Consider the following 14,186-nt stretch of genomic DNA (forward strand, 5'->3'; position numbering starts at 1 on the left):
AATTGCGTGGTTAACGTGCGATGCGCTGGGCGGCTGCGGCGAAGAAGTCACCGCGCTGTGCCATGCCTTGGTACATATCCAACGATGCCCCAGCCGGCGCCAAAAGGACGGTATCGCCGGGTTCGGCGTGTTGCACGGCGACGGTAACCGCCTCCTCCATTGCCCTTAGGGGATCGGTGGATTCGATGACGGTGGTGGCAACTCCACGCTGCTGGAGGGCGTCGTAGAGCACTTGCTTGTCGACGCCCATTACAACCGCTGCTTTTAGCCTTTCCGCGTGGGCGTCGAGAAGATCGCTGACGTCGGCGCCTTTGAGCTGGCCGCCAGCGACCCACACCACATTGTCCAACCCGCGCATCGCGGCTTCGGCTGCGTGGGGATTGGTGGCTTTGGAGTTGTCGATGAAAGCGATGCCGTTATGGCGGTGCACTAGCTCGCCGCGGTGACCGGCGACGGTGTAGCTTTCGAGGCCTTCGGTGATTGAGGCCGGCTCGGCACCGGCGAGCAAAGCAGCGCAGGCGGCTGCTGCGGCGTCGAGAATGCCCGCCATACCAGAGGGCTGAAGGGCGGTGACATCGTCGATGACGGTGGCGCTAACGCCTGCCACGTTGTTAATAACGAGCTGACCGTCGATGACGCCTACTTCCCCATCATTCGGAATGGTGTGGGTAAAAGCGTGGGTGTCTGGAGAAAGCGCGCCGCGTTCTGCGGCGGCATCGGCGTATTCGCGGACCTGGGAGTCGTCGCGGCCGATGACCGCGTGGGCGCCGGCAAGCACCTTTGCCTTGGCCTCAGCGTAGGCACCGAAGGAACCGTGCCAATCGAGGTGGTCGTCGGCAAGGTTGAGAAGTACTCCGACCTCCGCGCGCAGCTGGGAGGACCAATGCAGCTGGAAGGAGGAAAGCTCAGCGACGAGGACGTCCACGCGTGGGCTGGCGGCTAGGGCGTCGAATGGCGAGGTGCCGATGTTTCCGACGGCTTGGGAGCGCTTTCCGGAGCGCTGCTCATCGGCGGCCATGATTGCGGCCAGCATGCCGGTGGTTGTGGTCTTGCCATTGGTGCCCGTGACGGCAAGCCAGGTGCGCGGTGCGCCGAAGACGCTGGCGGCATCAAGACGATAGGCCAGCTCGACATCCCCGATGACCTCTACCCCGGCCGCAGCTGCGGCGAGCAAAAGCGGCGAGGACGGCGCCCAGCCCGGAGAGGTAACAACGAGGGAGTAATCGGCGGGGTTGGCAGTGGCGGCGTCGATTGTGGTGACAGAAAGGTCGGCCTCCAGGCGTGCGCGGGAATCCGCGTTGCCATCAGCCACCACGACGTCGGCGCCGAGGCGCAGCAGTACGCTCGCACAGCCGCGGCCGGACACGCCCGCGCCGGCGACCAAGATGCGCCCGCGCAAGGAATCAGGCAGAGCCGCGGGCGAGACCTCGGAATTGGAGGCAGCAAAATCGAAGGCAGCGGACGACATGACTAGCCCACCAGCCCGATACCGGAATCAGCGAGCCAGTCGCCGTAGAAGATAGCAACGCCGGCCATAGCCGCCATGGCGGCAATCAACCAGAAGCGCACGACCACTGCGGTCTCTGCCCAGCCACCGTTTTCGAAGTGGTGGTGGATTGGAGCCATACGGAAGAAACGCTTACCGCTGGTGCGGAAGACCACGATCTGGATAACAACGGAGACGGTCTCGATGACAAAGAGCGCACCGATGATGATCATCAGCAGCTCGGTGCGGCTGGTCACGGAAATGCCTGCGACGAGGCCACCGAGTGCGAGGGAGCCGGTATCGCCCATGAAGATCTTCGCCGGTGCCGCGTTCCACCACAGGAAGCCCAGACAGCCGCCTAGGCCAGCGGCGGTGAGAACCGCGAGATCCAGCGGGTCGCGGACCTGGTAGCAGCCGGCTGTGAACTCGGTGGCACAAGAGTTGCGGAACTGCCAGAAGGTCATGATGGTATACGCACCCATGACAATCGCGGTGGTGCCGGCTGCGAGACCATCCAGACCATCGGTAAGGTTCACGGCGTTCGACCACGCCGCGATCAAGATGTACATGAAGATCAAGAACACGATGGTTCCCACGATGGTCGGGCCAACCGCGAAGTCGAAAGTCTCAATATCTCGAACGAAGGACAGCTTCGTGGTACCAGGTGTCAGGCCAGTGTCATCCGGGCGCTGCAGGCAGAGCAGGCCAAAAGCCAATGCGAGGGCGAGCTGCCCCACCAACTTGGCGGTCTTGTTTAGGCCCAAGTTGCGCTGCTTGAAAAGCTTGATGAAGTCATCAGCAAAACCCAAGCCGCCGAGGCCCAGAGTCAAGCCCAACACCAAGATTCCGGAGAAGGTAAAGCCACCGTGGCCGGTCACCTGCCCGTAGATTCCCACCGTCAGGTAGCCCACCGTGATACCTGCCAGAATGGCCAGGCCGCCCATGGTCGGGGTGCCGCGCTTGCGCAGGTGCGACTTCGGGCCGTCCTCACGGATCTCCTGACCCTTGCCAACATCCGAGAAATAACGGATGAGCAGCGGGGTGATGAAAATCGCTACGAGAAAGCTGACCACACCAGCGATGATGATCTGTGTCACTTGCTTGGGTTCCTTCTAATATTCGTGAGCTAGCTCTGGTTGAGCTTTTCTGCAACGAGCCACAGGCGTTGGGCATTCGAAGCTTTGACGAGGACGACATCTTTGGCGTCCCTATTTGGCCAATCGTCCACGCCTACTGGCGCGGTACGCAGAAGGCCGTCAACAATTTTTGCGGCCTCATCAACATCGGCACAGATACTAGTATTTATACCCTTTGCTTGTGCCGCTTCCGCCATCGCCCGCGTGTTGACGCTAGTGCCCACGGCCACCAGATGGTCTACGTGGTACTTCGCCAGCTCACTGCCCAACTGGCGGTGCGAGTCGAGTGCGTCCTCGCCGAGCTCGCCCATCTCGCCGAGCACGGCGATGGAACGGGCGTCGGGACGCGCCGCCGCGGTATAAGCCAGCGCGGCGATGGCCGCACGCATGGAGTCTGGGTTTGCGTTGTAGGAGTCATCGATGAGTGTGACACCATCGCGACGGTTGCGCACGTCCATGCGGTGCTCCGACGCAATGCGGTGGCCAGACAGAGCGTTGGCTACCAGCTCGGCGCTTAGTCCCAGCTCGATGGCAGCTGCAGCGGCAGCCAAGGCGTTGGAGACCTGATGCGCGCCGAAAACCTGCAGTTTCACCGGCAGCGGATGCGCGTCTGGGGTATGCATCATGAACGAGGCACGAGCGACATCGTCAAGCTGGACCTGCGTAGCGTAGTACTGCACATTAGAGCCTTGCTTATCCACGGCCGAGTAGTAGACCACCTTCGCATCCGTGCGCGGCGCCATGCCGGCGACGAAAGGATCGTCCGCGTTGAGCACTGCGACGCCGCCGTCTTTCGCGCTCGGTAGGGCCTCGACGAGTTCGCCTTTGGCTTGGGCAATGTTCTCGCGGGAGCCGAACTCACCCAAATGGGCGGAGCCGACGTTCAAGACCACACCGACCTTGGGTGCGGTGATGTTAGTGAGGTGGCGAATGTGGCCGATACCGCGGGCGGACATCTCAGCCACCAAGTATTCGGTGTGCTCGTCGCAACGCAGAGCGGTATAGGGCAGGCCGACCTCGTTGTTAAAAGAGCCCGGAGGCGCGACGGTCTCCCCCGCTGCGCGGAAGATAGTGGCGATGAGATCCTTGGTGGAGGTCTTGCCGGCCGAGCCTGTCACGCCCACGATGTTGAGGGCGGAATCGGTAGCTAGGCGCTGCGTGACCGCGCGTGCCAGTGCGGACAAAGCCTCGATGACTGCGGCGGCTGAGCCGTCTTCATCGTTGGCATAAATGTCAGCGTTGGCGCCGTCGCCTTCGACCTTGCCCTTCGGCTCAACGACAATAGCCGACACGCCAACAGGACGTGCCGCCAGCACAGCAACTGCCCCTGATGCGACTGCTTTTTCTGCAAAATCGTGGCCGTCTACACGAGCACCCGGCAGTGCGAGAAAAAGCCCGCCCGGGGTGACTTTGCGGGAATCGAATTCGACGAATCCAGTCACCTGCACGGAAGGATCTTCCACGCAATCGAGGCGACCGCCAGTGATGTCAGCGATTTCTTGAAGGGTCAATGCAATCATGCTTGTTCCTTTTCCACAGTGTCACCGTACCGCGCATTTTCCTGTGGCGCGTTGCCGGCTAGCTTTTCGTCGAGAGCGCGTGCGAGCTCTTCGCGGTCGTCGAAGTGAACAGTCTCATCGCCGATGATTTGGCCGACCTCGTGGCCCTTGCCTACGACGATGACGGCGTCGCCAGGTGCGGCCCAGCGGACTGCTTCGTCGATGGCGGCGGCACGGGAGCCGACCTCGCGGATATCGGTGGTCGAGGATGCCTCGCGCGCGCCCTCAATGACGGCCGCGCGGATGGTGGCTGGATCCTCGCTGCGCGGATTATCGTCGGTGACCACAACAAGGTCTGCGCGCTCTGCGGCGGCAGCACCCATCAGTGGGCGCTTGGAGGAGTCGCGGTCGCCTCCGGCGCCGACGACCACCGCGAGGCGCCCATCGGTTCCCTCGAGCTGGCCACGCAGGGTATCGAGAACGGCGGCGACTGCGGCCGGCTTATGGGCATAGTCAACCACGGCGACGAATTCCTGGCCGCGGTCGATACGCTCCATGCGGCCTGGAACGGCCACGCGCTCGATGCCGGCCAGGAACTGCTCGACGTCAACGCCAACGGCGGCCGCCATGCCCGTGGCCAGGGCGGCGTTGGCAATATTAAATCTTCCTGGCATCGGCAGCTCGAAGGAATGCTGCTGGCCTGCGAAGTTCATATCCACATGCTGCTCGCCAGTGACCTCGGTGCCGGTCTGGGTCGCGGTGACCAGAGTTGCATCGACGGCGTCGGCCAGTTGCTGTGCCTGCTCTGCTGCGGTGGTGGCAACCACGGTGCGCGGCTTACCGGCGGCGCGCTCCAGCATGCGCTTGCCCCACTCATCGTCGACGCAGATAACGGCGGAGGCGGCGGATTGCGGGCCGCCGAAAAGCGCGGCCTTGGCCTCGAAGTAATCCTCCATCGTCGGGTGGAAGTCAAGGTGATCTTGGCTGAGGTTGCTGAAACCGCCGACCTTGAAGTGTGTGCCCCGCACGCGGCCCAGCTCGAGAGCGTGGGAGGAAACCTCCATGACCACGTGGGTAACCCCCTCCGCGAGCATGCGTGCGAACAGCTCCTGCAGCGTCGGTGCTTCCGGGGTAGTCAACTTGGTGGGAACCGGCGTGCGGTTGATACGAGTGCCGGTGGTGCCGATGAGACCGACCTTGTAGCCAGCGTGGAGCAAGCCCGCCTCAAGCAGGTAGCTGGTGGTCGTCTTGCCGGAGGTGCCGGTGACCGCAATGACGGTCAGCGACTTCGTCGGGTGCTCATAGATTTCTGCGGCGATGAGCCCCAGCACGGCGCGGATGTCTTCGACCACGATGATCGGGCGGCGCTCCCCTGCTTCCTGCAAGTGCTGCAGGCCGGCTTCGTCGGTGAGGATCGCCGCTGCTTCGGTGCCGCCGGCGAACTGGGCGCCATGCACGCGGGTTCCGGGCAACGCTGCAAAGAGGCCGCCCGCAGCAATCGCCTTGGAGTCGAGACTGCAGGAGGAAACAGTGACGGTCTCGTCACCGATAACGCGCCCGCCGCCGATAGTAGCGAGGCTTTCTAGGTCTACGCTCATTGCTTTCTCCCCTTTTTGTAGTGCGAAGGTGTGGTATTCGTTGAAGTTTTTATTGAGCGCGCAGGGTCAGCTCCGGCGCGGGCTTGGACGGTGGAATGTTGTCGCGGTTGAGCAGCCAGCTAGCGATGTCCTTGAACACCGGCGCAGCAGACTGGCCGCCGGAACCGTTGTCGTTGACGCCCGACTGCGGTTCGTCGAGCATGATGGCGACGACGAAACGAGGGTCGTCGGCAGGCGCGATGCCCGCGAAAGTGATCCAGTACGCGGAGTTGGAGTAGGCGCCGGTCTTCTCATCGACCTTCTGGGCGGTGCCCGTCTTACCGGAAAGCTGATAGCCCTCGATGTTATTGCCACCCGCGGTGCCGTTCTGGACGCCATTTGGATCCTTCTGGAACACGGCGCGGAACATATCGACGGTGGTCTTCGCGGTTTCCTCGCTAACCACGCGGGTCTTGCGCGGCTCGTCGAGTTTTTCCTTCTCGCCGTCTGGGCCGGTGATAGAGGAAATAATGCGCGGTTCGATGCGCTCGCCGCCGTTGGCAAGCGCTTGGTAGACGCTGGCCAATTGCAGGGTGGTCCAGGACTGGCCCTGGCCGATGGGCAGGTTGGCGAAGGTGCCGCCGGACCACTGTTCCTGAGCCGGTACGAGGCCTGCGGATTCATTTGGCAGTTCAATGCCGGTGGTCTCGCCAAGGCCGAAGGCCTCGAGATACTTGGCGTAGCGTTCCTGGCCCAGCTTCTGGGCGAGCATCAGGGTACCGACGTTGGAAGACTTACCGAAGATACCCGTAGTGGTGTACGGCTCGACGCCGTGCTGCCACGCATCGTTGACGGTCACACCGGACATGTCGATGGAGCCCGGGACTTGGTGGACCTCGTCCGGAGTGGTGACGCCTTCCTGCAATGCGGCAGCGGCGGTGATCACCTTGGCAACGGAACCTGGCTCATAAGGGTGGGACACGCTCCGGTTGTCGAAGGCCTTGTCTTCTTTGAGCTGCTTTTCGATGTCCTTGTTTGGGTCGATGGTGCCTGTGTTAGCCATGGCAAGAACCTCGCCGGTAGCAACGTCGAGAACGACTGCTTGGGCGTTCTTCGCCTTGGAGTTCACGCGGGCCTTTTCGAGCTTTTGCTGGACATAGGTCTGCAGGTCTAGGTCGAGGGTCAAGGTGACGTTCTTGCCGTCTGTAGCTGGAACCTGATCGCGCAGGGTGCCCGGGATGGCTTGGCCACTGGTGGAAACGTCCTCGGTGGAGCTGCCGTCGATACCGGTCAGTGTGGAATCGCCGGAGGCCTCGAAACCGAACTGGCCTTGGCCGTCCATGGAAACCTTACCGATGACGTTTTCGGCAATTGCGCCGTTGGGGTACTGGCGGATCTGCTGCTCGTCGGCAGCCAAGCCGTGGTACTCCTCGGCGATCTTTACGGCGACGTCAGGATCGACGTTGCGGACCAAGACCTCATACTGCGTATCAGCGTGGAGCTTATCGAGAATGTGCTTGGAATTGACGTCGCCAGTGCTAAGGCCCGCGGCCTTGATCTTGTCTGGGATGCCCTCAGCCATCTCCTTCAGGCGGGACTCGACCTTGTCATCTAGGAACTTGTTGCGGGAGGCTTCGTCCATGCTGTCGAAAGAATCCTCGCCAGTTGCCTCAATCTCTTCCTGCTCCCGTAGCTCTTCGCGCAAGCGGGTCGGGGAAACGGTCAGCGAGCGGGACTTCATGGTGTAGGCAAGGCGCTGGCCGTTGCGGTCAACAATCTCACCGCGGCGGGCGGAGTCGATGTAGACACGGGAACGCTGTGCCACCGCCTTCGCGGCAAGATCCGGGCCCCACACGAGCTGTACCCAGGCTAGGCGCCCGCCCAGGATAACGAGGACGACCATCAGCGCAGAAACGACGGTTTTAACGCGCTTGCTAAGGATTTCCTTCTGCGGCAAGAACTTGAAGCGGCCGGGTGCCGCAGGACCGCGGGTTTGCTTATCACGGCTGGCGGCAGTGACGCGCTCACTCGGACGCAGCGCATTGGCACGCGGCATGGCAGAGCCAGTGTTGGCTCCTCGATGGGTGCGGTTAGTGGGACGGCCCTGACGGTAGCCTTCGTTGCGTCCCAGGCGGCTTTGGTTATTGCGATCCGCAGGGGTGCCCCTGCCGGCGCGCCCCTGGTCCCTCCGGGAACCGCCATAGCGGTCACCTGAATTGGGTCGAGTCACAAAGTCACCTTTTCCTTTTGCCGATTATCTTTTTACAGCTCATCGCGCTGCAGACAGTCTTGGATCAAGATTTTGCCCTATAAATGCGAAGTGCTCGCGCAGGCACGCGCGAGCACATCCGAAGAAACCACATTCACAGCTAGTTGGCATACGGCGCTTGCGCCGGAATGTTTGGCAATTCCACCTGCGCGCCTGGTGCCGGCGATGAGGCGTTCTCTTCACCTGGCTGTCGGTCCGTGCGTTGGCGGCCTTGCGGCACCTCGTTCAAGCTACCGGAAACATCCTTGGTTGCATCCGGGTCACTGGAAGCCTGTCCCGGTCGAACCGGTGCGCCGTTGACGTCAACGATTGCTTCGGTTGCCGGATCCGCTGGGCGCTTCTCTTGCGGGTTACCTTCTGGGTCAACCTCAACGATGCCCGGCTGCGTCGGAACGCCCATCTTGGCCTCGTTGGCACGGCGCGCTACGTCGGATGCCGAACGCACGTTTTCGAGGTCGCGGTTCAAAGTCTCAAGCTGGTTATCCAGCTCAGACTCCTGGGCAGTGAGATCCTTGACCACGAAGGTCTGCGCGGTGGAGATACCGGACAGCCACATGGAGACGACCACGCCGAAAATCAGCAAGCCGATTGCGATGAAAGATAGCCGGGTAAACAGCGAGTTCTTCTTGGTGGTTTGCTGCGGAAGCCGGCGGCCACGGAAAGACACGACTTGCTTCGAACCCAAGCGGTTGCCGCGGCGCGTCGGCACTTGTGTGCGATGCGGGACGCGGCGCGGAGTACGCTGTGGGACCGCACGGCGGCCTGGCTCGAGAAGAGTCGTGGCGGCTCCGGTATCAGTTCCGGTAGTAAAGTCGCGGCTCGCCCCCATGGTGCGGGTCCTTCCTAGTGCTGGGTTCTGAAAAGTCTGTGCGGAGTAGTTACGTTCAGGGATGCGTTCGTTGAGACTCATGACGTGCCTCCCGGTGGGTGCAGCGAAGGCTCACCCTCAAGACGCTCGATAGCGCGGACGCGAACCGAAGCAGCGCGGGAGTTTTCCTCGATCTCTTCGGCGCTCGCCTTTTCCGCACCGCGGGTGACGGTCTTGAACTTCGGAGCGGTACCCGGCAGGTCCATCGGCAAACCGGCGGGAGTTTTCGACTTCGTCAGCTCGGCAAAAGCCTGTTTGACGATGCGATCTTCCAACGACTGATAGCTCATGAACACCGCACGCCCGCCCACGGTGAGCGCGTCAGTGATGACAGGAATAACCTGCTCGATTGCCTCCAACTCGCGGTTAACCTCCACGCGCAGCGCCTGGAAAGTGCGCTTTGCAGGGTGCCCGCCAGTGCGGCGGGTGGCAGCCGGGATGGTGGCATAAAGCAGTTCAACGAGGCGCTCAGAGTTGCTAAAGGGCTCCTTCTCGCGCTCCTTGAGGACGGCGGAGGCAATCTTTCCGGCGAAGCGTTCGTCGCCGTAGGTCTTCAAGATACGCGCCAAATCGCCGTGGCTATAAGTATTGAGGATGTCCGCAGCGGTAATCCCATGCGAAGGGTCCATGCGCATATCCAAAGGCGCGTCGGTCTTATAAGCAAAACCGCGCTCGACCTGGTCAAGCTGCATCGAGGAAACGCCCAAATCGAAGAGCGCTCCGGCGATTCCGTGCTCACGCGCGACGTCGAAAATCGCGCCCTCTGCGCGCTCGATTTCCGCACACACATCATCAAAGCGGGCATTCACGCCGACGAAGCGATCTCCGAAGGGCGCAAGGCGTTCGGTGGCTGCCGCCAAGGAGGCGCCATCGCGGTCGACACCAATTACGCGGACGTTGGGGAACTTGTTCAAGAAGTACTCGGTGTGCCCGCCGGCCCCCAAGGTGCCGTCGATAAGCACTGCGTTATCGCCCGCAACAGCAGGTTCTAGCAGCTGTGCCATGCGCTCACGCATAACCGGCACGTGGCCGTGATTATCCGCTACGTCGTAATTTACTGCCGAGTTATTGTCCTGAGCCGTCATCGCTGCTAGTCACCCCCCACTTATGAAAAATTGTCTTACAGTGCAAAAGAGTGCGTATAGGGCCCTGTCCGAGGCAGGTTTCTGATATCGGGGAAGTACACCAGAGCATCCACCTCGGGCAGAGTCCGTACACGCACTCATCGCTAGCTGCATGTCTAAAGCAAGCCAGCGAGTACGTCATCGGCGTCTGCCGCCGAGTAAGCATCTTCAGTTTGCGCCTGGTACTCAGCCCACGCGGCTGCGTCCCAGATTTCAAGGAAGTCCACCGAACCGACAACCACGCACTCCTTCTTGAGGCTTGCGTACTCGCGGTGGGCTGCTGAAAGCGTGATTCGCCCGTGCCCATCTGGCCTTTGCTCGTCCGCACTTGCTGCCAAGTTACGGATAAACGCACGCGCATCTGGGTTCGTACGAGATACCGCCGCCGCTTTTCGCGCTCGCGCCGCAAACTCCTCACGCGGGTACACCGCTAAGGAATGGTCCTGACCTTTGGTGACCATGAGGCCACCCGCCAGCTCTTCACGGAACTTCGCTGGAAGCGTTAGCCGCCCTTTGTCATCGAGCTTGGGAGTGTAGGTACCGAGAAACATCCCGGGTCCACCTTCCTGTTACTCGAAACTCCGGATTCCTCTGTGCAGCCCCTCGCGCCGGCAGATGTTCAACACACATCCACAGGCCCTCGGTTCTACACTGTGCCCCACTCTACCCCACTTTCCCCCACTTCTGTCACCCTCGACTGCGTGTTTAAAAGTTTTCCGACAAATCAGCCAAGGTAGAAGACCGTTTTGATGGTGGGAAGAATTCCCCAGCCACCCCCTTGACAACGCCCTACAAACACCCCAATTACCCCACCAATCACACCAACATATTGCGTCCCACCGCTACCTTGAACCCCGCATATTGCGATTAGCGCAGTCCCCGCTCAGCCCGCGATGCGCGTTTACGGCTACCCCAATTGCAGCTGCTGGCCCGGGTATCGACGTTTGGCGGCCCGTCTTTATATCCGTTTCGACAAATACCCAGGGCCGGAAACCCAGAGTTCAAGGACGGTTTTCAATCACCCCATAGCGAACTAAACCACGAACAGGAAGTCTGGTTTTCCAGGGCTGGTAATCCTCTTGAACACCCCACAGCCGCCTCGCACACCGCCGGGATACGCACCGCCGCCCAACGCACGCAAAAGGCCACACTCACCCCGCAGTGGGACAAAGTGGGGAATGTGGGTCGAAGTGGGCGGAATGGGTAAAAGTGGGAGATAAAGCTCAGAGAAAACTAAAAGCCCGCATCCAGAAGGATGCGGGCCCTAGCGCCAAAAAGCGGGTAGCTTATTCGAAACGGCGGCGGAAGTTCTCCTCAAGGCGGGAGCTCACGCCTTGACGGTTGCCAGCCGGGCGGCGCGGCGCGCTATAGCTAACAGCCTCTTTACGGCCGCGCAGCATCCACACGCCAGCACCGAACATCACGAGGAAGCCCAGCACAGACAAGGCCACAAACCACAGTGACTGCTGCGCCAAAGCTACGCCGCCAACCATCAGCAAAAGGCCAACAACGATGAGGGCAACCCCGCGCAGGGTGATGGCGCCGCCGTTACCAAAGCCGGAGTCACCCGTAACGGAGGAACCAAACTTGGGATCATCCTGCATCAAGGATCGTTCAATTTCACGCAGTGCCTGCTGCTCGTGCTCGGAAAGCGACACTTTTCCTCCAATTGATCTCAATGGGCATCGGGCCAAAAATCCACGCTGCAATGCAACTACGCGCCACCGCACAGGCTTTGGATTACACCATGATTCGTGAACTACTAACTATCTAACGCCCAGAGTAATCAGTAAGTTCCCGCAAGCACAGTCTGCCCCCACCACTATTGGGCAACGTCACACCCGGAGTAAATAGCTGGCCCCGAAACCACGCAGCTAGGCAGCAAGAGAACCGAAGACAATCCCCTCTTCAACCTCTGCCAAAAATTCCGCAGCCAAGGCCATTAGCTTTACAACGACTTCTTCATCCGGCGCATCATCCAGCCCGGAGGCCACACGAGAACGAAGGCGGGAATATCCATGGAAACGCTCCGCCCAATCCTTCTCGGAAGCGCCCACCATGGCCAGCTGCTCCCACGCACTCGAGGGCAAACGGCGCCGCTTTGACACTGCGGAATCTGCGATACGCGCACCGGCAGTGCGCAGACCCGCCTGGTATGCAAACTCGAGAGCTTGGTCCCAACGCTCAGTGGCAGCCATGGCGCGGGCCTGCGACAGAAGGTCTCCGGCTTGCGTTAGAAAACGGTCACGCTTGAACGCGCCTGCGGCAGCGCGCGACCCCCTGAACTGCGCTGTTGCAGAAATAACCTGTGCCATGATGCTCCTCCTTTGCTGTTGTTGACCATAAATCTAGAGCGTGCACTGGACATCTACTTCCAGATTAGTTCAAATGTTCGAATAAGGCAATGGTTTTCGCACTACAGACAATTATTTTCGAACATGCCCTCCCCTTATCGGGGCGTCGCCAAGCAGGGCAGGAACTTTTGCCGGAATTCCTTGTCGAACTCTGCCAAGATCTGCTGATATTAAAGACGTGAGTTTTCGTATTCGTCGCTTGAGCCCGCACGAGTTCGCCATGCTGGCGCCCCCCTTGGTCGATATTTACATCGCCGCCATGGGATATAGCCCCACCATGCGTGCAAATCGAATCAAGGCATGGAAAGCAGACATCATGCGGCCAGGTTTTACGGCGGTGATCGCGGAAGATGAGTACGGAATCGGCGGCGTCGCTTATGGCTTCATTGGTTCGCCCGACACCTGGTGGGACCGGCAGCTGCGGAGGGGATTCGCCGAAGCCGGCGGGGCCACTCAGGCGCAGCTGCAGATTCTCCACAACTACTTTGAGCTCGCCGAGATTCATGTCGCGCCGAACCTGCAAGGGCATGGGCTGGGATTGGCGCTAATAAAGGAGCTGGCGTGGAACGCTCCTGCCAGTTACCTTTTGCTGTCGACACCGGAGGTCCCCGACGAGGCCAACGCGGCATTTGGGCTCTACCGTAAGGTGGGATTCTTCGATGTGCTGCGCGGGTTGGAATACCCCGCTGATTCCCGTGCCTTTGCAATTCTCGCGGCACGCCTGCCGCTTTCCCCCACGTAACAGGGAATGTCCGGTTCAACAGGTAACGTGTGGGGAGTGAAAGACAACAGCATTCCTTCCCTAGAGCAGTTCCCGGATACCGCCCGCGAAAAGCTCCTAGAGTTTTTAGACCAGCGCCGCCCCGAGGTCGCCGAAATCGGCGGCCCCGTCGTTAGCGCCACGTCTTACCTGGAAAACTTTGTCCTCGACGGCGGCAAGCGTATCCGCCCCACCTACGCGTGGGCGGGTTTCTTGGGCGCACGCGGCTTGGACGGCGAAGAAGATCCGCAAGCCATGGCCACCGCCGCATCGTCGCTGGAATTCATTCAGGCCTGCGCGCTTATCCACGATGACATCATCGATTCCTCTGATACCCGCCGCGGCAACCCCACAGTGCATCGCGCCGTCGCAGCGCAGCATCGCGCACAGAACTTCCACGGTGACGCAGACTTCTTTGGTCAGTCGGTTGCCATCCTCGTCGGTGACCTCGCGCTGGCTTGGGCCGAAGACATGCTGCAAGGTTCAGGTCTAAGCAGCGCGGCTTTGCAGCGTGCGCGCGGCCCATGGGCGGGCATGCGCACCGAGGTCATCGGCGGCCAGCTGCTCGATATCTCGCTAGAGGCAGCGGGCTCTGAGGACCCCACTTTGGCCAATTCCGTGAACCGTTATAAGACGGCCGCCTATACCATCGAGCGCCCGCTGCATTTGGGCGCCGCGGTGGCAGGTGCTGACGCCGCGCTTATCAGCGCCTTCCGTGGCTACGGCCGCGACATCGGCATCGCCTTCCAGCTGCGCGATGACCAGCTAGGCGTCTTTGGAGACCCAGCAATCACCGGCAAGCCCGCCGGTGATGATCTGCGCGAAGGCAAGCGCACCGTGCTGCTCTCGCTGGCTTTGCAGCGCGCTGATGAAAAGGACCCAGCATCCGCGAAGGTGCTGCGCTCGCTCATTGGCAACACGGAAGACCCAGCCGAAATCGCGCAGATGGCTCAAATTATCGCTGACTCCGGCGCCCCGCAAATGCTGGAGGAGCAGATTTCGGCACTAACCGAGTCCGGCTTGGGCCACTTGCGCAAGGCCCATGTTGATCCTGCAGTCACTGAGACCCTCGAGGCATTGGCTATTAAGTCCACTGCCCGTCGAATGTAGGCA

General features: G+C 61.0%; 12 protein-coding genes. 2 read left to right on the plus strand and 10 right to left on the minus strand.

Translation table 11 applies throughout. The features are described from left to right. Positions 1-10: 10 nt before the first annotated feature. The 10 genes from murD to HMPREF3155_RS10790 form a co-directional block, all read right to left on the minus strand. Entirely contained in the window at positions 11-1,468 is a 1,458-nt protein-coding gene (gene murD, locus HMPREF3155_RS10745; protein ID WP_061923491.1) for a UDP-N-acetylmuramoyl-L-alanine--D-glutamate ligase, read from the minus strand. Positions 1,469-1,470: 2 nt separating this feature from the next. Then, a complete protein-coding gene (gene mraY / locus HMPREF3155_RS10750) occupies positions 1,471-2,583 on the minus strand; it encodes a phospho-N-acetylmuramoyl-pentapeptide-transferase (protein WP_061923494.1) in 1,113 nt (370 codons plus the stop codon). A 29-nt stretch (positions 2,584-2,612) separates the two neighbouring features. Continuing rightward, entirely contained in the window at positions 2,613-4,142 is a 1,530-nt protein-coding gene (murF, locus tag HMPREF3155_RS10755) for a UDP-N-acetylmuramoyl-tripeptide--D-alanyl-D-alanine ligase (RefSeq protein WP_061923497.1), read from the minus strand. Next, complete coding sequence (locus HMPREF3155_RS10760) at positions 4,139-5,719, minus strand: UDP-N-acetylmuramoyl-L-alanyl-D-glutamate--2,6-diaminopimelate ligase (RefSeq protein ID WP_070433292.1); 1,581 nt, start codon at positions 5,717-5,719, stop codon at positions 4,139-4,141. Before HMPREF3155_RS10760 ends, murF begins: the two co-directional genes overlap by 4 nt. Positions 5,720-5,768: 49 nt before the next feature. After that, positions 5,769-7,601 (minus strand): peptidoglycan D,D-transpeptidase FtsI family protein, encoded by a 1,833-nt coding sequence (locus tag HMPREF3155_RS10765; RefSeq protein WP_061923698.1) that lies wholly within the window; start codon positions 7,599-7,601, stop codon positions 5,769-5,771. A gap of 466 nt (positions 7,602-8,067) precedes the next feature. Beyond that, a complete protein-coding gene (locus tag HMPREF3155_RS13075; protein WP_235591058.1) occupies positions 8,068-8,877 on the minus strand; it encodes a cell division protein FtsL in 810 nt (269 codons plus the stop codon). Beyond that, positions 8,874-9,920, minus strand: coding sequence for a 16S rRNA (cytosine(1402)-N(4))-methyltransferase RsmH (gene rsmH / locus HMPREF3155_RS10775; RefSeq protein WP_061923501.1), 1,047 nt, complete (start codon positions 9,918-9,920; stop codon positions 8,874-8,876). Before rsmH ends, HMPREF3155_RS13075 begins: the two co-directional genes overlap by 4 nt. Before the next feature lie 155 nt (positions 9,921-10,075). Then, positions 10,076-10,510, minus strand: a complete 435-nt coding sequence (gene mraZ / locus HMPREF3155_RS10780; RefSeq protein ID WP_061923504.1) for a division/cell wall cluster transcriptional repressor MraZ — start codon at positions 10,508-10,510, stop codon at positions 10,076-10,078. Between the two features lie 735 nt (positions 10,511-11,245). Continuing rightward, positions 11,246-11,617, minus strand: a complete 372-nt coding sequence (locus tag HMPREF3155_RS10785; RefSeq protein WP_061923507.1) for a DUF3040 domain-containing protein — start codon at positions 11,615-11,617, stop codon at positions 11,246-11,248. Between the two features lie 216 nt (positions 11,618-11,833). Next, complete coding sequence (locus tag HMPREF3155_RS10790; protein WP_061923512.1) at positions 11,834-12,274, minus strand: SAV_6107 family HEPN domain-containing protein; 441 nt, start codon at positions 12,272-12,274, stop codon at positions 11,834-11,836. A 217-nt stretch (positions 12,275-12,491) separates the two neighbouring features. Here HMPREF3155_RS10790 and HMPREF3155_RS10795 point away from each other — a divergent pair, with 217 nt between their 5' ends. Together HMPREF3155_RS10795 and HMPREF3155_RS10800 are read left to right on the plus strand one after the other, a co-directional pair. Then, a complete protein-coding gene (locus HMPREF3155_RS10795) occupies positions 12,492-13,055 on the plus strand; it encodes a GNAT family N-acetyltransferase (RefSeq protein ID WP_061923516.1) in 564 nt (187 codons plus the stop codon). 6 nt (positions 13,056-13,061) lie between these two features. Further along, on the plus strand, positions 13,062-14,183 hold the full coding sequence (locus HMPREF3155_RS10800; RefSeq protein ID WP_061923519.1) for a polyprenyl synthetase family protein: 1,122 nt from the start codon (positions 13,062-13,064) through the stop codon (positions 14,181-14,183). Positions 14,184-14,186: the final 3 nt, after the last annotated feature.

Origin of the sequence: Corynebacterium sp. HMSC06D04 (assembly GCF_001807315.1) — a bacterium.
GTDB classification, from domain to species: Bacteria; Actinomycetota; Actinomycetes; order Mycobacteriales; family Mycobacteriaceae; genus Corynebacterium; species Corynebacterium simulans.

What these genes read in the sequence shown, in the direction of transcription:
- murD (WP_061923491.1), bottom strand. Translation starts at nt 1,468, where the DNA reads ATGTCGTCCGCTGCCTTCGATTTTGCTGCCTCCAATTCCGAGGTCTCG.
- murF (WP_061923497.1), bottom strand. Translation starts at nt 4,142, where the DNA reads ATGATTGCATTGACCCTTCAAGAAATCGCTGACATCACTGGCGGTCGC.
- HMPREF3155_RS10760 (WP_070433292.1), bottom strand. Translation starts at nt 5,719, where the DNA reads ATGAGCGTAGACCTAGAAAGCCTCGCTACTATCGGCGGCGGGCGCGTT.
- HMPREF3155_RS10765 (WP_061923698.1), bottom strand. Translation starts at nt 7,601, where the DNA reads ATGGTCGTCCTCGTTATCCTGGGCGGGCGCCTAGCCTGGGTACAGCTC.
- HMPREF3155_RS13075 (WP_235591058.1), bottom strand. Translation starts at nt 8,877, where the DNA reads ATGAGTCTCAACGAACGCATCCCTGAACGTAACTACTCCGCACAGACT.
- rsmH (WP_061923501.1), bottom strand. Translation starts at nt 9,920, where the DNA reads ATGACGGCTCAGGACAATAACTCGGCAGTAAATTACGACGTAGCGGAT.
- mraZ (WP_061923504.1), bottom strand. Translation starts at nt 10,510, where the DNA reads ATGTTTCTCGGTACCTACACTCCCAAGCTCGATGACAAAGGGCGGCTA.
- HMPREF3155_RS10790 (WP_061923512.1), bottom strand. Translation starts at nt 12,274, where the DNA reads ATGGCACAGGTTATTTCTGCAACAGCGCAGTTCAGGGGGTCGCGCGCT.
- HMPREF3155_RS10800 (WP_061923519.1), top strand. Translation starts at nt 13,062, where the DNA reads ATGTCCGGTTCAACAGGTAACGTGTGGGGAGTGAAAGACAACAGCATT.